This is a genomic window from Streptomyces sp. NPDC045021 (assembly GCF_056432645.1).
Window position 1 is genome coordinate 166,050 of sequence record NZ_JBWKIQ010000015.1, and the last position, 20,347, is coordinate 186,396.

Genomic DNA, 20,347 nt, shown 5'->3' on the forward strand with positions numbered 1-20,347 from the left:
ACGCTCCGATGCTTGCGCAGGACCGCCGTCCCGGACGGGACAGCGGTCGCGGGCCCGCGACGCTGCGTGTCGCGGACCCCGCTGCCGCAAGTCTCGGCCCGGCATCCGATGATGTCGTTGGCCGTCCGCGCAGGATTCCTTGTCACTCGGCGCAGTCTCTCGGAGCGACCCGCTCGTACGGAACGCTCATGGCCGGCACGGGGATCCGGAACATCCTGGCACTCGCCGGGCACACCCGTGACCACGAGGAATGCGTCACTGCTGTGGGGACACCGCGGCCGGTGAGTTGGCGTCGTGGATGAGGAGGCGGGGTACACCGCTGCCGTCGGCGGGCACGGCCCAGACATCCCAGCCGCCTCCGTGGCGGGGCAGCCCGTACATCACGGTGTGGTCGTCGAGCCACGCAGCCTGGTCGTCGACGCTGTGCTCTTCCGCCAGCGGGGTCTCCTTCATGGTGGACAGGTCCAGGACGTAGAGCCGCCACGGCCTGTTGGCGCTGGCGTTGACCCGCTTCTTGAACACGATGCGGGTGTTGCCGGGCGACAGGGACGGGCATTCGACGTTCGTCCGCAGGGTATGGGCCGTCCACTTCCGGTAGTCGCCCTGGACCAGGTAGGTATGGCCTGAGGTGCGTGCCGTGGCGTAGAAGGTGTTGTCGTCGAGGGCGAAGCCGACGCCCCAGTAGTTCACGTCCGCGGCGTGGTACGGCTTTCCGTCGAGAGTGAGCTGGATCTGCTCGATGCTGTTGACCAGGTGCCCGGTCCTGGTGTCGAGGATCGACGTCCGGGTCGAGAAGTCGTCCCGCAGGTAGGAGTCACCCTGAACGAAGGTCGTCCAGGAGAGCATGGCGCCGCTGGCCGAGACCCGTGCCCGATTGGGGAACCCCTCGGTCTTGACCTGCCGCACCTGGTGCAGGTCGCGGTCGAGCACCGTGACGTGGGTGGAGGGGACCGGGCCCTTGCGCTGCATGCAGATGCCGGTGCCGTGGGCGGCGTAGAGCCGGTCGCACAGCACCGTACCGGTGGTCCGCGCCGCGCCGGGGCGGTCGAGGGGCACCGAGGCGATCCGGCCGAACGAGGCGCCCGGCGCGGTGTCGCGGAAGAGGATCTGCCCGGACGTGTCCAGCCGTACGACGCCGCTCGCACCGCCGGCGCCACTGTTGGCACGCGACCGCAGCACGTACCCGGTGACGGTCGTGGTCGCGACCAGGGCCACCACCAACAGGATCAGAAGCCGGTTCCTGGCACTCATGCCGTGCTCTCCTCACGCAGGGGAAGGGTCACCAGCGCTGCGGCGATCGCGACGGCCAGGACGGCGAGGGCCACCGCGAGTGCGCTGTGCAGGCCCCACGCCGACCATGCGGCGCCGAACAGCACCGAGGACGCCAGCGTGGCCAGTGACTGGCCGGTCTGGATCAGCGACATCCCGGCGGCCCGAAGGTGCTCGGGCACCATCGGACCGATGGCCGCCATCAGCACCCCGTCGGTGGCCGCGTAGAACAGCCCGTGCAGTACGAGCGTGGTGATCACCAGCACGGGTCCGCCCACCGGGCCGAACAGCGCCAGGTAGGCGAGGAGCAGTGCCCCGTAGCCGGCGACGAACACCCGCAAACGCCCCAACCGGTCGGCGAGTTGCCCGAGCGGCATCGCCATCAGCAGGTATACGCCGGTGGTGCCCAGGGGCAGCAGTGGGAAGTACTCCTCGGAGATGTCCAGGCGCTGCTGGATGAGCAGGTACACGAACGAGTCGCTGAGCGTCACCGCGCCGAGCAGCAGCACCCCGATGCCCACCCGGCGCAACCCCGGCCGCAGCAGCAGGCCGAGCACATCACGTACGGTCGCCCGCTCGTGCTTCTCCAGGGGCTGCCGCCGGTCGCGGACGAACAGGGCCAGGATCACCAGCGCGAACGCGGCGATGCAGAAGCTGGCCACGAAGACCGTGTCGTACCGGCCGGGCGTCGCCAGCAGCAACGCGAAGGCCGCCAACGGCCCGAGGAAGGCACCAGTGGTGTCCAGCGCCCGGTGCGCGCCGAAGGAACGGCCCAGTGTCTGTGGAGTGCTGCTCAGCGAGATCAGCGCGTCGCGGGGGCCGGTGCGCAGGCCCTTGCCCGTACGGTCGGCCGCGATCACCGCGCCGAGCGCCGGTACGGAGGAGCCGGCCGCCAGCAGGCCCAGCTTGCACAGGGCCGACAGCGCATAGCCACTGCCCGCCACCAGTTTGCGGCGCTGCCAGCGGTCTGCTGCGTGACCTCCGGCGACGCGGACCAGGGCGGTCACCCCGAAGTACATGCCGTTGAGCGCACCGAACTGCAGGGGGCTGAGACCGAGGGTGAAGATGACGTACATCGGCAGCACCGCGGTGATCATCTCGGAGGAGATGCCCGTGACCAGGCTGACCGATCCGAGCGCGAGCACGTTGGAGTCAACGCCCGCCCACGCCCGGCGCCGGCCGGAGGCGGCAGGAGGGGCAGGGACGGCAGGAGCCTCGGTGGCTGGAGGGCTGGCGGCCCGGCTCGTCGAGATGTACATGACTGTCCTCTCGTGCGGATGCCTTCACGGGGCGGGGGGCCGCCGGCCGGGGTGTTCCGGCCGGCGGGCCCGTGAGCAGGAGGTGGATCAGTCGTTGATCGTGTACGGGTCGCCGTAGACCTTCCACTGCAGCGGCGGATTCAGGTTGAGGTTGCCGTTGTTGAGGAAGACGCGCTGTTCGGTGTCGACGCGGCTGGTGTCGCTGTGCGCCTCCTCGGTCTTCATCGCCGCCGCGCGGGCGTCGAGGAAGGCATTGAGGTACGCGGTCTCGTTGCCGCCCTGGGCCGGGGTCTTGGCCTTCTTCATGGCGGTCTTGCGGATCCCGCCGAAGCTCGTCGGGTCGTCGCCGGGGCCGTGCATCACGATGGCGTCGTAGTAGGCGAACTGGCCGAGTGCGTGCAGGCCGTCGGACATGGCCTGGCTGACGGCCGGGTTGAAGTACACGCGGTCACGTTCGTCGTTCTGTGCCCGCTGGAAGACGGTGTCCTTGGCCGCGGTGTGCCAGGCGGCCTCGAAGTTCGGGTCCAGGCCGGTGTGCGAGGCGCTGCCGTTGACCTTCTCCAGCGCGGGGAGGTACGGGGCCAGGACGTTGCCGGGCTTGAGGTCGGTGTAGTGCCGGACGAGGTCGAGCATGTCCCCGGTGCCGGAGCAGAAGCCGACGATTCCGGCGGTGTAGCCGCGGCCGTCACCGATGTCCTCGATGTAGGTGTACTGCGACTTCCAGTCCAGTGAGGAGTTCTCCGCGCTGGAGACGAGCTCCATCGCGATCTCCTTCTTGTGCGGGTCCGTCAGGTCGGCGCTCGATCCCCCGGGCGGTGTGGTGGGGGGTGTGGTCGGCGGAGTCGTGGGCGGTGTCGTCGGGGGCGTAGTGGTGGATCCGGCGCCGTACACCTCGAACTCGTACAGCGAGTAGCCGTAGGCCGTGCCGCGCTGGCCGGCGGACATCCGCACGTAGCGGCCATGACCGCTGACCGCCAGGTCATCGGTGCCACCGTTGCCGGTGGTCGTGGAGTAGGTCGTCGTCCAGGCGGTGCCGTCCGTCGAGGTCTGGATCTTGTACGACTTCCCGTACGCCGCTTCCCAGTTCAACTTGACGCGGCTGAGCGCGGTGTCGGCGCCGAGGTCCACCGATATCCACTGCGCGTCGGAGCCTTCCTTGCTGGCCCATCGCGTGGTGGCGTTGCCGTCCACGGCCTTGGCGCCGGCGTACGACGTGCTCTCGGTGGACGAGGTGCTGGTCGACTTCCCGCGCGCCAGGTTCACCGACCCGGTGGGCGGTGTGGTGGGTGGTGTGGTGGGCGGAGTCGTGGGGGGAGTCGTGGGCGGGGTGCCGCTCACGTCCCAGATGTCGGTGATCGGCTTCGCCGTGGCCGCACTTCCCAGAGCGGGCAACCCGTACATGTCCTCCAGCGTGCGCAGGATCGAGTAGTGGTTGTACTTGGTGCTGGAGGTGGCACCCTTCTTGACGTTCGCGCCGACGACCATGGTGGCGATCTTGTTGTCGGAGTCGTCGCCGTCGTCCTCGTCCCAGGTCAGGATGAGTGCGCTGTTGTGGGTCTTGGCCCACTGCACGTAGCCGTCGAAGTTCTTCTTCAGCCAGGCGTCGCCCTGCTTGACGGTGCCGTCGTGCATGTCGTTGTCGAGGTTCGGCGTCACGAACGACACGTCGGGGAGCTTGCTGTAGTCCGTGGGGAAGCGGCTGTAGCGCAGGTTCGAGGCCGCCGGGACATTGGTGAAGTCGACCCAGCCGTTGTGCTTGCGGGCGTAGCCGCTGCCTCCGTCGTCGCCGCAGTCCTTCGATCCGTCGGCCGGCAGGTCCTCGGAGTAGCCGACGAAGGAGCGCCCGCGCGTCAGGAGTTGGTTGCCGAGGTTGTCCGAGGTGTAGTCGTGCGGACAGTCGTCGTCATTGACGCCGTGCGTGGAACCCGAGAAGAGCGCGATGTAGTTGCCCTGACTGGGGTGCGTCGTGCCGTGCATGTTCGAAAGCGACGCGCCCTGAGCGGCAAGTGAGTTGATGTACGGAGCGTTGGAGCTGCCGACGACGTCCTCGTAGAACTTGTTCTCCTCCGTCACGACCACGACGTGGTCGAACTGGGGGATCCCGTTGGCGGTCACAGCCGCCGGGGACGCCGTCGCGCCCTTCGTGCCGGCGGAGGACGCCATGGCCGTCGCGGTCAGACCGAGCAGGCCCACGGCCACACTCATGCCGGCGGCGATGAGGGCGCGCCGGGACCGCTCGCCGCGTCGCGCGTGTGCCCCGTGCCCCCCGGGTGGGGGTTCGGTGCGCCGGGAGCGCAGGGGAGGGTAGGGAGGCGTCATGCTGATCTCCTTGAACAGGCGGAAGTGCTGTCGGTGCGATGGACCTGAGCAGCGCCTGAGCGACATCCGGCAGGCGGCGAGCCGGCACGCGCGGCATGGTGAACGCGTGCGGGACAGGCGGCACTGCGGCAACAGGCATGGCGGGATACGACCGCGACGGCCGGGTCAGCTGCATGCACACGGATGCAGGTGAGCGCGTCAGGTTCGGAACGTCCGCGCCGAGCCGCTGACCGGATTCTTACGCGGCTCGACGATGCCCTGTCAAGCGGTCCGGTTCGACTTGGCGCAGCCTCTTGACGAGGTGTCGGAAGCGCTGATAGTTCTTCCAGATAGGAAAGTTAACTAACAGATGTCTCCCGCGGTGAATCACGGAACACGGCGAGGTCAAGGCGCGCAGCGACCGTGATCCTGGCCGCGCACACCCCAGGAGTGACCGATACAGGCATGACCAACCGCGGTGGTGAGGTGCTCCATCCGGTTCCGTAGGTCACCTGCGCCGTTCGCAGCCCGCTCAGCCCCTGGTCGCCGGAATGCCCGAAGTCTCGCCGGGGGCGCGAGTGCGCTTCCCCCCGCCCGACTCCTGGAAAGAGGACCGGCCACCTTGCATACACACTGGCGCAGACAAGCCCGCGACACCGCCGCCGCCCTGACCGTCCTTGGGCTCGCCCTTGGCCTGTCCGGCGCGCCGGCCTCGGCGCAAACCCAGTCCACGGTGCGGATCAACGAGGTCGAGTCGAGCGACGGCAGCCCCGGCGACTGGATCGAACTCGTCAACACCGGCACCGCCGCGGTCGACGTGTCCAAGTGGATCGTCAAGGACAACGACAACTCCCACTCCTACAAGATCCCCTCCGGCACCTCGCTGGCACCGCATGCTTTCCTGGCGGTGAACGTCGAGTCGTCGTTCGGCCTGGGCAGTTCGGACTCCGCGCGGCTGTTCAAGGCGGACGGCTCCACCGTGGTGGACTCCTACACCTGGACCTCCCACGCCACCACCACCTACGGACGCTGCGCGGACGGCACCGGCACGTTCACCACCACCGCCCCGACCAAAGGCACGGCGAACGCCTGCGGCGGAGGCGGACAGCCCTCCGACACCGTATGGCCGGGCGGCTCGGCGGTCACCATCGCCGACGGCTCGAACGTGTTCGGGGAGAACCTCAGCGGCCTGTCCTTCGAAAGCCCCGGAGTGCTGTGGGCGGTGGACAACGGCCCGAGCAAGCTCTACCGCCTGGTACCCAACAGCACGACATGGCGCCCCGACCCGGCCGGCGGCTGGTCCTCGGGCAAGGCGCTGCACTACGCGGGTGGCAGCGGAAACCCCGACGCCGAGGGCGTGGTCGTCACCCCCGACGGCATGTTCGTCGCCACCGAACGCGACGACAGCAACGGTTCCACCAGCATGCCGAAGATCCTGCGCTTCAACGCCTCCTCCACCGCGTCCTCGCTGAACGCGACCGCCGAGTGGAACCTCACCGCCGACCTGCCCTCCCTGCCGGCCAACGCCGGACCCGAAGGCATCTCATGGATCCCGGACACCTTCCTGACCGCGCACGGCCTGCGCGACGAGCACACCGGCGCGACCTACGACCCGGCCGCCTACCCCGGCCACGGCAGCGGCCTGTTCTTCGTCGGCGTCGAGGCCAACGGCACCGTCTACGCCTACGCCCTGAACCTGTCCGGCGGCGGCTACACCCGCATCGCCACCATCGCCAGCGGCTTCCCCGCCGTGATGGACCTGGAGTTCGAGCCCGCCACCGGACACCTGTGGGCGACCTGCGACGACACCTGCCAGGGCCGCACCTCGACCCTAGACATCAACACCCAGGGACAGTTCGCCGTCACCCACACCTACAACCGCCCCACGGGGATGGCCAACTACAACAACGAGGGCTTCGCCATCGCGCCCCAGACGACCTGCACCGCCGGCCACAAGCCGGTCATCTGGTCCGACGACGGCAACGACGGCGGCCACGCACTGCGCGCCGGCACCCTGAACTGCGCCCCCTGACACCAGCCGGACGTGACGAGGTGGCCATCAACCGCCCCGCCCCGGTGCCCGGGGGTGCCGGAACGGCGACGAACGAAGGCCGTGGTCCACGAGGACCACGGCCTTCGTGATGTTCCCCAGACGTCGCTCCCCCATCTGCTGGTGAACGGGGTGGTGGTTCGGGGAGATCGGCTGCGCAGCCCAGTCGCAATCCGGCGCGGCGTTGGTCGAGCTGCGGATCGGAGGCCGATGGCCAGGAACCAGTACCGCCCCGCGTTGATCCTACGGGGGGTCGCTGGGCGGACGAAGGCGTGTATTTCAACCGCCGAGGGTCACTTGTTGTTCAGCCGCCCCAGCGCACGGGCGTCGGCGAGGACGGACCGGGCCATCTGCCAGTCGGTGTGGTCGATGCCGGTGATGTGGCGTAGGTAGGCGAGGGTGACCTGCTGGACGAGGGCGACGCGGCTGGGGTCCTCGTCGGTGGTCTCTGCTGCCCGGTAGCCGGAGATGCCGCCGAGGAAGTGCTCGCCGCCGAAGACGGTGAGCAGGCTCTTGTTGCCGCGGCTGAGGGTGTAGGGGTCGCTTGTCCAGGCGGGTCCTCGGGTGGTGAGCGGGAGATCGTCCTTGTCGCCGGCGACCACCAGCCCGGGGGCGGTGATGTGGGAGAAGTCCTGGTCGCGGAGCCAGGGAAGGCTCTCGTGAGCGAAGGGGGTCAGTTCGTCGCCGCCCTTGCCGGCCGTGGCCAGCTGGATGCTGGCCATGACCCGGGAGTCGGACAGGTCGTCGGCGGTGCCGGTCTGGGGGTCGGTGACGCGCAGACCTACCAGAATGCCCGCGGTCTGGCCTCCGAAGGAGTGGCCCGCTGCGACGATGCGGCTGTGGTCGACCCGGCCGGAGAGGCCGGGCACGGATGCCTCCAGCGGCTTGAGCTCATCCAGGATGCGCTTCATGTCCTGCACGCGGTAGCGCCACAGGTGGGGCCTGCGGGAGTCGTCTGCGGCGATGGCGACCCGCTTGGAGTCGAGATGCGTGGCTTGGATCACCACGAAGCCATGAGAGGCCCAGTGGTCGACCAGCGGTGCGTAGCCGTCCAGGTCGGAGGCGAATCCGTGTGCGAAGAGCACGATCGGCAGGCGTGTGCCAGTGAGCGGTGCGGAAACGCGTACGTGCAGGTCCTGGCCGCGCTGGGGGGCGGGCAGCACGATCGGCTTGACCGTCACGGTCGGGGTCGGAGCGGGGCCGGTGAGGCCGGTCGTCTGGTGGGTGGTCATGTGCGTGCTTCTTTCCGGTGTGGTGCGGGTGGCGGGTCAAGTGGTCTTGACGTTGAGGATGCGTGCGGCGTTGATCCGTGACGTATCGGGCGAAAACCCCGGGGTCATGTCAGCTACGCTAAAACTTGACGTTGACGTCAAAGGCAAGTCGTTATGGCGTAGATCACATGGAGCTCGGAATGCGCATTGGGGAACTCGCACGCCGCACAGGCGTCAGCACCCGGGCCCTGCGGTACTACGAGGAGCAGAACCTGCTCACCGCCGAACGAAGCAACACCGGCCAGCGCCACTACCCGGAAACCGCGGTCGCCCGGATCCTCCTGGTCCGGGAGCTGTTCACCGCCGGCCTGTCGAGCAAGATCATCGCCGAGCTCACGCCCTGCGTCATCGACGGCAAGGCCACACCTGAACTCCTCGACCGCCTGGCTGTGGAGCGCGGTCGCATCGACCAGCACATCGTCGATCTCACGCACACCCGAGACAGGCTCGACTCGGTCATCGCCAGCGCCTCCGCATCCATGGACACCGGGACTCCCTGCCAGCCCGGCCCGGCATCGACTGCTCCGGCGCAGGTCAGCGGCGCTACCCTCCGTGGTGATCAAGAAGCTCGGGAAGGTGGGGATGACGTCGTCCAGTCCGTTCGCGGTGCTCTGGAACAGTGACCGGCTCGCGTTATTACGAGAACTGGCGAGCTCGCGAACGGCGCCGCTGCGGCGGGTGCAGCGAGCGCATGTCGCCCTGGCCTGCGCACAGGGCACCGCGAACGCCGTCATCGCCCGCACGCTCCGGCTGCACCTGGACACCGCGCGCCGCTGGCGTAAGCGGTTCACCGCCGAAGGACTCGCAGCCCTGGAGGACCGTCCCCGGCCGGGGCACCCGCGCCGCTACGGTCCCGAAGTGCATGTGGCGATTGTGGCCACGGTGACCTCGGCACGCCCCGCCGTCGACAGCCGGTGGACCCATCGCGCCATCGCTGATCACCTGGCCAGCACCGGCATCTCGGCCTCCCAGGTCGGCTCGAACGCCGCGAGTTCGACTCCTGCCAGGACCTCGTCGAGCAGATCCGCGAATTCACCCTCGCCTACGACGACCAGGCGCGCCCATTCCGCTGGTCCTACGACAGCACCCCGCTCAAGGCAGCCTGACCCCCGCAGGATCAGCGCGGCGAGGCACTGGAGACCTTGGACAGGTGGGGCATGTCCTGCGGCACGGTGGAGGGCCGAATCTGACAGAACCTCGTCATTGCAGCCATCACAGCGGGGCGAAATGATCAGCACATGCCCGCAATGCACAAAGTTGTCATCGTGGCCTTCCCCGGTGTCGAACTCCTCGATGTCACCGGCCCGGCCGAGGTGTTCTCGGTCGCCACACGGGTGGCCGGCACCGACCACCCCGGCTACCTCGTCCAGATCGCCACAGCCGACGGCGGACCGGTCGCCACCTCCAGCGGCGTCCGACTGCTGGCCGACCTGACCCTCGACGAGGTGCCCGGCCGGGTCGGCACCCTGCTCGTGGCGGGCGCCGTCAACCTGGTCGGCGACGGCGTCGAGCCGGTGATCGACCGCACCGTCACCGACTGGCTGGGGAAAGCGGGGCCCCGGGCGCGCAGAACCGGGTCGATCTGCGCGGGAGCGCATCTACTGGCCGCAGCGGGCCTCCTGGACGGCCTGTCCGCCACGACCCACTGGCTGACCGCGGACCGGCTGGCCGCCGACCACCCGCTGGTCACCGTCGATCCGGACCCGATCTTCATCCGATCCGGGAGCGTGTGGACCTGCGCCGGCGTCACCTCGGGAATGGACATGGCGCTGGCCATGGTCGCCGACGACCACGGTCAGGCCCTCGCTCTGGCCACCGCCCGGATGATGGTCATGTACGTCAAACGTTCCGGCGGGCAGAGCCAGTTCAGCGTTCCGCTCTCCGCCCCGGCCACGTCGGGCGACCGGATCGACGACCTGCGCGTGTGGATCGCCGACCACCTCACCGAGGACCTCTCCGCCGAAGCCCTGGCCGCACGACTGCACCTGAGTGTGCGCCACTTCTCCCGGCTGTTCCGCCTACGCACCGATGTCACGCCGGCCGCCTATGTGGAGTCCGCCCGCCTCGAAGCCGCCCGCCGCCTGCTGGAGGAGAGCGACCGGAGCCTGCCGGAGATCGCCACGGCCAGCGGCCTCGGCTCGGTGGAAACGTTGCACCGCTCCTTCCAACGCCGACTGGGGACCACTCCCGCCGAATACCGGCGCCGCTTCCGGTAACCCCGACACACCCGCGCCACCCGCCCGCACCGTCCCTCAGCAGCAGCAGTCGGACGGAGCCCCAGCATGCCCACACAAGCAGCAGCCGCCCATCACCTCACGGAGGACGCCATGTCCCGCACGAAAGTCATCCCCATCCCGGTCATGGGCCGAACGGCCATCACCGCCTACCTGCTCCTGGGCCGACGGCCCGTGATCGTCGACGCCGGGACACCCGGCAGCGGCCAGAAGATCTACGACCGGATCACCGAGCACGGAGTGGACCCCTGCGACGTCTCACTGATCGTCATCACCCACGGGCACATCGACCACTTCGGCTCCGCCGCCGAACTGCACCGCCTCACCGGCGCGCCCGTCGCCGGCCACATCGCCGACCTCGTGCCGTACCGCACCGGCCGGGTCCGCGAACCGTACCTGCCCACCGGCCCGATGGGCCGCCTCATGGACAGGAGCAAAGACCTGCACGCCCAGGCCGAACCCCTCGAACCCGACGTCCTGATCCGCGGTGAGACTCCCCTGGCGGACTTCGGGATCGCCGCCCGCATCATGCCCACCCCCGGACACACCGCCGGATCGATCTCCGTCCTCACCGACGACGGAGACCTCGTCGCCGGCGACCTGGTGGCCAACTCCTTCATGGGACTCATCCCGGGCAAGCCGGCCAATCCGCCCTTCCACGACGACCCGCAGCGCAACCTCACCAGCCTGCGCGAGATGCTCGCCCTCAACCCCACCCGACTCCACGTCGGCCACGGCGCCCCGCTGGAACCCGACCGGGTCCGACGCTGGGCCGACCGAGAGCTCGACCGCCTGACCCGACTCGCAGCAGCCGGCCGTATCACCACCCGCTCCAACAACGCCGTCTGATCTTCCGTCAGCTGCTGGCAGTGGGCATCATCGGAGGCAAGCCGATCTTGTCAGTCATGGTGGCCAGCACGTGGACGGGGGGCCGTTGCTGTGAACGCGCGACGGCACGGACCCACAGACCACACGATCATCTACCCGGCGAACGGGCACCACGCCAGAACGCTACTCCCCGGCAGCATCCTGGGACATCGCTTCCACCAGGCCGGCCGCGAGCGCGAGCGCGTGCTCACGACCGGGGCATGCGTGGGGGCCGATCCCGAATGGCGCTTCTGCGAGACTGATCTCCACGAGCGTGCCGTCCGGCGCGACTCGACGAGTCAGCGGCACCGGCGGATCGGTTCGACCGGCCACCGTGTTCGCCACCAGAGCCTTGGTCGCGTCACAGGCCTGGATGAGCAACCCGATCCGGTTGGCCGTGGCTTCGTCGGCGACACCGCCGCAGGCCTCGACCAGCCGGACGACCGCCTGATCCGCCTCCTCGGTGATCGCGGTGTGCGGCTGGTAGGACTTCGCCACCATCGCGACATCGTCGGCGACGTCCGCACGCAGGCCCAGTGCTTCGGCAAGCACCTCGACCGGGCCGCCCCCGCGCTCGGCCGCCCGCCGCCGAAGACTGTCCGGATCGACGCAGGCCAGTTCGACCACTGCCAGCGCGCGCCTGCGCTGGTGAGCAGTACCGCTGCTGAAACGCGCGACGGACGACCTCAACCAGGCGACGCCACCGGGCGGGGAGTCGGGCACCGACGGGACGGCGAACTCGGGATCGGTAAGCACCGTGTGGCTCATCAAGGGCATGGCGCCAGGCTAACGGGCAAACCAAAGCTCGGCCCTCCACCCCGTCACCGCCACCCACTGGCGACGGCGTGCCTCAAGACCTCATCGGCAAGGTGGACACCTTGACGTAGGCGGCTCCGGGCGAGGCTTGTCAGTGGGGAGGGCGCCGACAACCGCCTCACCCTTGTACGCCTCGGCCGAACGTTCCATGACGTCGTCTGCCAAATGATCGTTGGAAGCGGCCCTGGAACGGTGCCGCTGCCGTTCTGGAGACGGCGGTCAGGACTTCCGCACGTACTCTGCCGGTTCTGCGTCCGCGTCCATGCTGTACAGCAGCAGATGGCCGTTGCGTCCGACCGTGAAGAAGACCGAGGAGGGCTCGCGGCAGCCCTTGCCCGACCCCGCGGTGTAGGTCGCCGGGCTCAGCGCCAGCAACGGGGACACCGCGCCGATGGCGAAGGTACCGTCGCAGAACTGCTCCGTACCCCCCGGCTCCAGGACGTACATCCGTGCCCCGCTCTCCCCGTGTGCGTCAACTCGCTCTGCGCAGCGGCGACACTACCGGTTCGAACAGAAGCTGACCCGCGGTGGTGCCGAGGGCTGAGCCTCCTCTGCGGGCGGCGGCGGGGATCACCGGCGCCGAGGCCGACCACCACCAACTCACCGCCGGGGCCCGGCCGGGACCGGACTGTGCTGGGGCTGGGCTGTGACCGGCGGCTCCGACCGTAATTCGCTTGACCCGGCCACGGGTCACCGCTGCACTGTGGCGGGGCGCCACGGGCCGTGGTGCCGGTATACCGAGGAGACAGCGGCAGCAATGGAGATCCGTCCCACGACCGACCAGGACCTCGACGTCTTCGTCGACACACTCCACGCCGCGTTCGGGCGCTTCCCGGAAACCCCGACCGAGGGCGGCGGGGTCTGGTGGTCGGCGCTCGAAATGGACCGCAACCTGCTCGCCATGGCACCGGACGGACGGCCCGTCGGCACCGCCGGTGCGTACTCCTTCGAGCTCACCCTGCCCGGTGAGATCCTCGTCCCGGCCGCCGGGGTGACCGCAGTCGGCGTCCTGCCCTCGCACCGACGCCAGGGCGTGCTCAGCGCGATGATGCGGCACCAGCTCACCGAGCTGCGGGCCCGAGGGGAGTTCCTCTCCGTACTGCTGGCCTCCGAGGCACTGATCTACCGCAGGTTCGGCTACGGACCGGCGACCTACACGGCGCGGCTGACGGTGCCGCGCCACCAGGCCGCCCTGGCCCTCCCCCGGGCGCGCCGTACGGCCGACGCCCCAGCGACCGGCTCGGACTCCGGCTCGGACACCGGCTCGGTCGAGGTACTGCGGCGTGCCGAGTGCGGCGAGATCCTGGAGGAGGTCTACGACCGGTACCGCCGCGCCCAGCCCGGCGCGCTGTCCCGGCCGCACCGCTGGTGGGCCATGGGCGCGGGGCAGCCCCCGATCTCTCCGGCGCCGCGCTACGTCGCCGTCCACCGTGACGCCGACGGCGTCCCGGACGGGTACGCCAGCTACTCGCTCGGCGAGCCCAAAAACTTGACGGTCGACGAGACCATCGCCACCAACGACGCCGTCTCCACGGCCCTGGCCCGCTTCGTGCTCGGACACGACCTGGTCGCCCAGGTCGTGTTCAAGCACTTCCCGCCCGAACACCCGCTGCGCTGGCAGCTTGCGGACTTCCGCGCCGGCCAGGTGAGCAACGACACCGACTGGCTCTGGGTGCGGCTGCTGGACATTCCGCGTGCGCTGACAGCGCGCGGCTGGTCCACGGACGGCGAGCTCGTCCTCGACGTCGACGACCCGTTCCTCGGCGAGCACGGCCGCTACCTGCTGACCGTCCGGGACGGCAAGGCCGACTGCGTCCCGACGGACCGGGAGCCCGACCTGTCCCTGGACGTGAGCGATCTGGGCTCGGTCTACCTCGGCGGCACCGCACCGAGCACGCTCGTGCGTGCCGGACACATCCGGGCCCACCGCCCGGGCGCGGCCACCCTCGCTGACACCCTCTTCCGCGCCGAGCGCTCCCCGCACTGCCTGCACTGGTTCTGACCGCCGGCTCGACGACCGCGAATCTCAAGTCCCTTTCGCGTCGGACGCGAACCGGTCCCCACAGCGCAGCTGTATCTCCGCGTCGGCGTCCTGCTCGCCCGGCCCGGCGGGCTTTACTGCCCGGCCTCCCCGTTAAGCGGGCGTAGGAAGCGGCGCTCATACCGCTTGATGCAGCCTGTGGCGCGGGCCAGTTCCATTGTCTCCTGGCATTCCGGGTCGGACATGCTGTCCTTGCGGTACTGCTCGTACGCCGCGAAGCCGGGGAAGGAGAAGAGGGCGTAGGCGATATCGCTGTCGCCCTCACTCGGCAGGAAGTAGCCGTGGTGCGTTCCGCCGAAGCGGTTGACGAGTCTGACCCAGCGGCGACCGTACTCCTCGAAGTCCGCGAGCTTGTCGGCGTCGATCTCGTACTTGAGATGGATGGTGATCACGAGCGCCATGATGCCGCAAGCGTCCTCTCTCGTGGACGTCAGTCCCCCTAATGTTCTTTGGGCAGCAGGTCGGCTTCCAACGCTGCGGTAGCTTGGGCCGATCTCTTGCCATTGTTCGCGAAGTTGCACTTCCCCAGGTCGACGCTGATGACCACGACCTTCCCCTGGCCGATGAAGCCCAGAACCACCTCACCCCGCGTGTAGTCCGGGCAGTTGTACTTGGTGTCGGGCTTGATCAGGTCGAGCGAGTTGAAACGCGCCTGCCAGACGGCCGCCTGGGCACGGTCGTCGACTCGGATCCGCTGCGGCGGACCCCAGTCGGCCACCCCGGTGTGGCCCGGGTATCGGCAGATCAGCACCTCATCGGCCGCAAGCGGTTCGAACGGCCTCCCGCTGCCCACCCCCGCCCCCGCCCCCGGCACGACGGTGCCCGGCGGACGAGCTGGGCATCTCCCGGCCAACAGTGCCTGCGCGGTCGGATCTCTCGGCCCCGGGGGCGTCGCCTCCTGCCTCGACGTCGCGGCGCATCCGCACAGCACGCCCAGGGCAAGCAACGCACTTGCCGCACCCATGCTCCGTCGATGCCGGTGACGCCCCAACGTCGGACCCGGCATCGCGACACTCGTGGACCGCTGAGGTCCGGCCGGGATTTCTCTGGGAACCAGAGACATGACGCTCTCCTCTCATCGTCAGGACAGGAGTGACGCGGGCGGTGCGGGAGCACAGCCACGGCCGCAGCCGCATGCCCCGAACCACACCGGATCTCAGCGGCTTGGACGGACACGGATTGAAACCCGTTCCCTCCCTGACACCACATGCGCCCACTTCCCGACGGCAGGTGCACGCAGAACTGCGGCGGCGTTGATCGATGTCGTGGACGGCAAAAGGACGGTGCAACTCCCGATGACGGAAACGGCATCTGATGACTGTCGACCTCACCAACGCGGTCGGTTCGAGCGCCCTGTGCTGTCGGTCCGAGAAGGACAGGGCGTCCCGGGTGACCTCAACTACGTGATCAAGCCGTTGGCCCGGGCTTTCCAGAGCAAGGTACGAGCCTCGGGGGTGTCGAGCTTGGTCAGGCCAACGGCCGCCCAGATTCGTAGGGACTCATCAGGGCTGGTGAGTTGAGCGCCGAGAGTCGGCAGAGCGGCGGGCGATTGGGCTGCCCCGATGAGCTCGAGCAGCCAGCGGCGCAAACCTTGATCGTCCTGCTCCTGCTCGAACTGCTCGAGGAGCTCGTCGAGATGCTCTGCCGCATGCGGAAGGAGTTGGTGGAACCCGTCCTCCTGACGCTGCGGATCGCGAGTTCGCATCAACCGCATTGCCTCACGGAAATTCTGCGTCACGCCCGTCAGATTATTACCACGATCGGGGCCATGACACCGCAAAAGCGCACTTCCCTTCGGTGGGCTCACCCAGGCAAGCTCATCGAACGACCCGACGGCCGGCCCCGTCGGCGCGACAGCGCCGACGGGGCTTCTCGGTGTGGTCGGTCAAAGCAGGATGTCAAGACAGGATCTCGACGTACCCGTCGGTTCCGTGCACGCGGATCCGCTGCCCGTCCCGGATCAGCCGGGTGGCCCGCTCCACACCCACGACGGCCGGCAAGCCGTACTCCCGGGCGATCACTGCGCCATGGGTCATCAGGCCGCCCACCTCCGTCACCAGGCCCGCGATTCCGACGAACAGCGGTGACCAACTGGGGTCCGTGAAGGTCGTGACCAGAATGTCGCCCGCTTCGAGATCGGCCTCCGCCATGTCAAGGATGACGCGGGCCCTTCCCTCGATGGTCCCGGCGGAAACCGGGAGACCGGTCAGGGCGCCGGCCGGCACGTCGTCACGCCGGTACGCCCCGGTGAGGGCCTCACCCTCCGATGTGAGCACCCGGGGCGGCGTGAGCGCGTGGTACGACCGGAACGCGTCCTTGCGCTGCTGGATGAGCTCGTCATCCACCTGGTTCGAGCGCACGACATCGTGGAGTTCCTGGAACGTGAGGTAGAAGATGTCCTCCGCCTCAGGAAGCACGCCCGCCTGCACGAGGCGCTCGGCCTCCTCCAGCAGGGCCTGCTTGTAGACGAAGTAGCGGCTGACGATGCCGTACTTCGGGTACTCCCGGTACCCGATGAAGGTTCTGACCCGGTCGATCATCCGCTTGGCCTCGTCGGCTTTCCGGTCCCCGTCCGGCAGGGCCCGCAAGCGGGACAGCACGTCCTGTTCCTTCTTCTGCGCCTTCTGCCGCCCTTGCTCGAAGCGCCGCTCGGCGGCGCCCGGCTCGAAGATCCTGACGTTGTCGAGGATCACGGGCACGAGCGTGGTGGGGCGCTCGCGCCAACGTGGCCTCGTGATGTCGATCTCGCCGACGCAGCGCATGCCGTACCGGTCGAGGTAGGACTCGATGGCGTCCCGCGCTTCGGTCCCGCCCTCGAGCTTCGCCAGCTCGTCCAGGAAGCCCTCGCTGTCGACGCCCTGCAGGAACGCCACCACCTCCGGATGCGGGCGGATCACGTCCGCGACGTCGAGCAGCGCCAGTCCCATCTCCGATGTGACGTTGTCGGGGGCGGACAACGTGAGCGTGTCAGCCGCGTTCTTTTCGCCCAGCCACTCCTGCAGCTTGTCGTTGAGCCACCACGTGGCCTCCATCCCCGCCATGATCGCCTGAAGGCTCAGCGGATCACTGAGGACTCGCTTGTGCTCCGCGAAGGCCTCCAGCAGGAAGTCGAACAGCTCCGGTCCGGTCTTCGCCCGGACATCGCGCTCCAGGGCGGCGATGGACACCTGGCTGCGCTCGATCAGCTCGGTGACGATGGCCGGATCGGGTTCGGCCGGGGCGGACGCACCGCCGGCGGGCAGCCCACCGGGACCCGCGTCCGGGAGCGACGCGACGAAGTCGCCGTGATCGAGGACGGTCTCCAGCGCGTCCCTGGTCAGCGGATCGCCTCTCCCTATGATGTCCAGAAGGCCGGCGCGGCTGGCGGGCGAGGCCAGGCGCCGGGTGACGTCGACGAACAGCCGCCCGCCGGCCTCGTGCATCGGCACCATGGCCGTCAGTTGCCACATGGAGAACCCCAGGGGCTTCATGGGGTCGGTCATCATCTGCTGGTGACCGACGGAGACGTAGACGTGATTCTCCTGGTCGCCGGTCTCGGGGATGGGGAACAGCGTCGTGATCGGTCGGCTCTGCACGATCTGGAAGCCGTCGTCGACCAGGCACCATTCGATGTCCTGCGGGCGGCCGAAGTGCGCTTCGATCCGCCGCCCGAGCTGCACGAGCCGTACGACCTGTGTATCCGTCAGCGCCGGCTGCTCCTGCCGCTGCGCGTCGATGGCCACTTCCTGCGTACCGCCGGTCGGCAGGGCGTAAATGGCACGCTGTTTGGCGGCGATAGCCTTGGCGACGACTTCGCCGTGTCGCACCGTGAAGACGTCCGGGTTCACCAGGCCGGAGACCAGGGCCTCGCCGAGGCCGAAGCCGGCGTCCACGGTGGAGACCTTCCGGTTGCCGGTGACGGGGTCGGCCGTGAACAGGACGCCGGCCGCCTGTGGGAAGGCCATCTGCTGCACGACCACGGCCATGTGGACCGTATTGTGGTCGATGCCGTTCCGCTGGCGGTAGGTCACGGCGCGCTCGGTGAACAGCGAGGCCCAGCACCGGCTGACGTGCTGGAGGATCGCCGTCGGCCCCACGACGTTGAGGTACGTGTCCTGCTGGCCGGCGAAGGAGGCCGTCGGCAGGTCCTCTGCCGTCGCGCTGGATCGGACGGCGTAGGCGGCTTGCTCGCCGAGCTGGGCGAGCGCGCGGGTGATCGCCGCCGCGAGGTCGCCCGGGATGGCAATCGATTCGATGGTCCGGCGAATCTCCGCGCTGAGCGTGCGGATCTCCTCCCGGTCGTCCGGGTTCAAGCGCGACAACTGATCGAGCCGATCCTCGATCGACGGCGCTTCCTCCATGATCCGCCGGAACGCGTCGGTCGTCACGCAAAAGCCAGCCGGCACACGGATGCCGTCGATCCGCGACAGCCCGCCCAGGTGTGCGCCCTTGCCGCCAACGACCGCGACCTGCGTCTCGTCGACCTCTTGAAGATCCAACACGTACTGCTCAATCACTGCGACACCTCCGAGGCAGCCGTGCTCCGTTGCACTGCGGTGGCAGATCGAATCACCGGCGCCTCCACCTCTTTCGAACTTCTTGTCGAGCACGTCCTCAGCCCCGGTGGCGTTCCCTCTGACGAGTCGGCCCGCCGCTCCGCCCAGTCGGGCGGAGCGCACCCCCGCGCCTCCGCGCCGAGTACCCGCAACTGCACCGCCGGTCCCACCGCTGGTTCGACGTCACCGCGTCCCCCATGCGTCGACAGCAACACACGCACGTCGTGCCCTCATTTCCGCAGGTTGTGGCATCAGCCGACGATTCTGCGCCATGACCCGGGTCTTGCGGCAAGCCCCCCAGCGCGCTATATGTTGAGAGTGGCAAGGAGAGTGCTCTCCTTGCCTTTGCCTTTTGCCGTCCAATGGAACTGACAGGCTTCGCGCGAAGCGGTGGCGCGCCGCGTACGGGTACGCGGCGTTGGCCCGGGCGGATGTCCCACCGGCGTACGGATGCGGCCGCGGAGCCAGCAAGTCGTGCCTATGGGATCAGTGCTTCCGTACAACACGCTCCGGCGCACCGGGCTTCCAGATCGTGACGTCCATGTGGCCGCCGCCGACCTCTACCGCCGACGCGCCGGTCACATCGGCCGCGTAGAAGTGGTCGAAGTCGCGTCCCCGGAGGTCGAACCCGGTGTCTTCGAACAGTGCGGTGGCAAACCGCTGATGCAGCGCCTTGTCCTGGACGTCGTTGACCACACCCCACAGCTTCGCGTCACCGTCCTTGACCTCGGCGTCGACCGTTGCCGTATGCAGGCAGAACCGTGGGTCGCGGCCCAGGTCCCGGAATTTGGTGGTGTCCGGCATACCAATGAGCCACAACTGGTCTTCGAACACTCTCGGCTCGATCGGGCTGATCCGCGGGAATCCGTCCGAGCGGAGTGTGGCAAGCAGGCACAGGTTGCCGGTCGCGGCATGACGGCGGGTGAAGATGCCGGCGATCCTCGGCGCGCCCTCGGTGAACTCTTTCCAGGTCGTCATGGTCGTGACGCTACGACAACCCGAGCCTCGACACCACGACCCCTAAATAATCTGCATCCACAAGTTTTTACTATTGCACCTCCGAAGCGCGCCGGACGAAGTGCAGCGAAGGCGCGCTCCTCCTGGAATGACAGCACCATCTCCGATTCACCAAGGACTTCCATTAGCGGCGCAATCTGCCCTGGGTGCCGAAATGCGATCTTCGTACTCGCATGGCAGCCTGGTAGCTGCCCATCCTCCGAAATCTTCTACAGGAGGCACGATCATGGGCAAGAAACAGAGTCGGCAGAACCGCGGCGCCCGCACCGGCGGCCATGAACGCAGTGCCCCGGTGGCGACGAAGGAGCAGGCGACGACATCGGCCACAGATGAGACGGTGCGCCCGATCTTGGAGCAGCAGGTCTCTCACAAGCAGCAGCGGAAGTTCGGCCACAACTGATCTCAATTGTCCGCAGCCGAAACGCGCCGGCGACACACGCAAGCCTCCGCGGGGCTTTGAGTGCCCCACCCCAGGTCTTGTGTCGCTTTGTGATGCCTGTTTTCCGCTCGGCCCGCAGGTAGGAACTCAGGCTGTCACAACCGCAATCCGCACCGTGACAGCCCCTCTCTAGGTCGGGCGACTCGATCCTCGGTGGGAATTCATCCGAAGCTTTGCGGCGCGCCGCAAGTGCGCTCGCTCAGTGACCAGGTCCTGCCTGCCGCGATCGCGGCCAAAGCCGTGAACACCAT

16 protein-coding genes and 3 pseudogenes are annotated in these 20,347 nt (G+C 68.6%); 7 read left to right on the forward strand and 12 right to left on the reverse strand.

Annotated features, from left to right (window positions below):
- Positions 1 to 255: 255 nt before the first annotated feature.
- The 4 genes and pseudogenes from AC07DC_RS34880 to AC07DC_RS34895 form a co-directional block, all read right to left on the reverse strand.
- A complete protein-coding gene (locus AC07DC_RS34880; RefSeq protein WP_478918517.1) occupies positions 256 to 1,251 on the reverse strand; it encodes a TolB family protein in 996 nt (331 codons plus the stop codon).
- Positions 1,248 to 2,528 carry an MFS transporter gene (locus tag AC07DC_RS34885; RefSeq protein WP_478918518.1) on the reverse strand — a complete coding sequence of 427 codons (1,281 nt, stop codon included), beginning with the start codon at positions 2,526 to 2,528 and terminating at the stop codon, positions 1,248 to 1,250. The genes AC07DC_RS34880 and AC07DC_RS34885 overlap by 4 nt, the downstream gene beginning before the upstream one ends.
- A gap of 87 nt (positions 2,529 to 2,615) precedes the next feature.
- Positions 2,616 to 3,929, reverse strand: coding sequence for a chitosanase (locus tag AC07DC_RS34890; RefSeq protein WP_478918554.1), 1,314 nt, complete (start codon positions 3,927 to 3,929; stop codon positions 2,616 to 2,618).
- Positions 3,927 to 4,913: pseudogene (locus tag AC07DC_RS34895) on the reverse strand (alkaline phosphatase family protein); the annotation flags it as partial. The gene AC07DC_RS34890 and the pseudogene AC07DC_RS34895, both read right to left, overlap by 3 nt.
- Before the next feature lie 535 nt (positions 4,914 to 5,448).
- Here AC07DC_RS34895 and AC07DC_RS34900 point away from each other — a divergent pair.
- Positions 5,449 to 6,858: a lamin tail domain-containing protein gene (locus AC07DC_RS34900; protein ID WP_478918519.1), complete on the forward strand. Its 1,410-nt coding sequence runs from the start codon at positions 5,449 to 5,451 to the stop codon at positions 6,856 to 6,858.
- 311 nt (positions 6,859 to 7,169) lie between these two features.
- Here the strand turns inward: AC07DC_RS34900 and AC07DC_RS34905 are convergent, their stop codons facing one another.
- Positions 7,170 to 8,108 carry an alpha/beta hydrolase family protein gene (locus AC07DC_RS34905; RefSeq protein ID WP_478918520.1) on the reverse strand — a complete coding sequence of 313 codons (939 nt, stop codon included), beginning with the start codon at positions 8,106 to 8,108 and terminating at the stop codon, positions 7,170 to 7,172.
- A 179-nt stretch (positions 8,109 to 8,287) separates the two neighbouring features.
- Here AC07DC_RS34905 and AC07DC_RS34910 point away from each other — a divergent pair.
- From AC07DC_RS34910 to AC07DC_RS34925, 4 genes and pseudogenes are all read left to right on the forward strand, one after another.
- Positions 8,288 to 8,656 (forward strand): annotated as a pseudogene (locus AC07DC_RS34910) (MerR family transcriptional regulator); the annotation flags it as partial.
- Between the two features lie 73 nt (positions 8,657 to 8,729).
- Positions 8,730 to 9,110 (forward strand): annotated as a pseudogene (locus AC07DC_RS34915) (helix-turn-helix domain-containing protein); the annotation flags it as partial.
- Between the two features lie 275 nt (positions 9,111 to 9,385).
- The gene (locus AC07DC_RS34920) at positions 9,386 to 10,363 is read left to right on the forward strand and encodes a GlxA family transcriptional regulator (RefSeq protein WP_478918521.1); all 978 of its coding nucleotides are present in this window, start codon (positions 9,386 to 9,388) and stop codon (positions 10,361 to 10,363) included.
- A gap of 111 nt (positions 10,364 to 10,474) precedes the next feature.
- On the forward strand, positions 10,475 to 11,230 hold the full coding sequence (locus tag AC07DC_RS34925) for an MBL fold metallo-hydrolase (RefSeq protein ID WP_478918522.1): 756 nt from the start codon (positions 10,475 to 10,477) through the stop codon (positions 11,228 to 11,230).
- A 162-nt stretch (positions 11,231 to 11,392) separates the two neighbouring features.
- On the opposite strand, the gene AC07DC_RS34930 is transcribed toward AC07DC_RS34925, so the two are convergent.
- Together AC07DC_RS34930 and AC07DC_RS34935 are read right to left on the reverse strand one after the other, a co-directional pair.
- Entirely contained in the window at positions 11,393 to 12,025 is a 633-nt protein-coding gene (locus AC07DC_RS34930) for a cytochrome P450 family protein (protein WP_478918523.1), read from the reverse strand.
- A 258-nt stretch (positions 12,026 to 12,283) separates the two neighbouring features.
- Positions 12,284 to 12,511 (reverse strand): hypothetical protein, encoded by a 228-nt coding sequence (locus AC07DC_RS34935; RefSeq protein ID WP_478918524.1) that lies wholly within the window; start codon positions 12,509 to 12,511, stop codon positions 12,284 to 12,286.
- 310 nt (positions 12,512 to 12,821) lie between these two features.
- On the opposite strand from AC07DC_RS34935, the gene AC07DC_RS34940 reads away from it, so the two are divergent.
- Positions 12,822 to 14,066 carry a GNAT family N-acetyltransferase gene (locus AC07DC_RS34940; protein ID WP_478918525.1) on the forward strand — a complete coding sequence of 415 codons (1,245 nt, stop codon included), beginning with the start codon at positions 12,822 to 12,824 and terminating at the stop codon, positions 14,064 to 14,066.
- Between the two features lie 113 nt (positions 14,067 to 14,179).
- On the opposite strand, the gene AC07DC_RS34945 is transcribed toward AC07DC_RS34940, so the two are convergent.
- From AC07DC_RS34945 to AC07DC_RS34965, 5 genes are all read right to left on the reverse strand, one after another.
- A complete protein-coding gene (locus AC07DC_RS34945) occupies positions 14,180 to 14,497 on the reverse strand; it encodes an NIPSNAP family protein (RefSeq protein ID WP_478918555.1) in 318 nt (105 codons plus the stop codon).
- A gap of 47 nt (positions 14,498 to 14,544) precedes the next feature.
- Complete coding sequence (locus tag AC07DC_RS34950) at positions 14,545 to 14,898, reverse strand: hypothetical protein (protein ID WP_478918526.1); 354 nt, start codon at positions 14,896 to 14,898, stop codon at positions 14,545 to 14,547.
- 606 nt (positions 14,899 to 15,504) lie between these two features.
- A complete protein-coding gene (locus AC07DC_RS34955; RefSeq protein WP_478918527.1) occupies positions 15,505 to 15,843 on the reverse strand; it encodes a HEAT repeat domain-containing protein in 339 nt (112 codons plus the stop codon).
- Positions 15,844 to 16,003: 160 nt separating this feature from the next.
- Positions 16,004 to 18,601: a rifamycin-inactivating phosphotransferase gene (rph, locus tag AC07DC_RS34960; RefSeq protein ID WP_478918528.1), complete on the reverse strand. Its 2,598-nt coding sequence runs from the start codon at positions 18,599 to 18,601 to the stop codon at positions 16,004 to 16,006.
- 525 nt (positions 18,602 to 19,126) lie between these two features.
- A complete protein-coding gene (locus tag AC07DC_RS34965) occupies positions 19,127 to 19,618 on the reverse strand; it encodes a pyridoxamine 5'-phosphate oxidase family protein (RefSeq protein ID WP_478918529.1) in 492 nt (163 codons plus the stop codon).
- Positions 19,619 to 19,883: 265 nt separating this feature from the next.
- On the opposite strand from AC07DC_RS34965, the gene AC07DC_RS34970 reads away from it, so the two are divergent.
- Complete coding sequence (locus tag AC07DC_RS34970; protein WP_478918530.1) at positions 19,884 to 20,057, forward strand: hypothetical protein; 174 nt, start codon at positions 19,884 to 19,886, stop codon at positions 20,055 to 20,057.
- Positions 20,058 to 20,347: the final 290 nt, after the last annotated feature.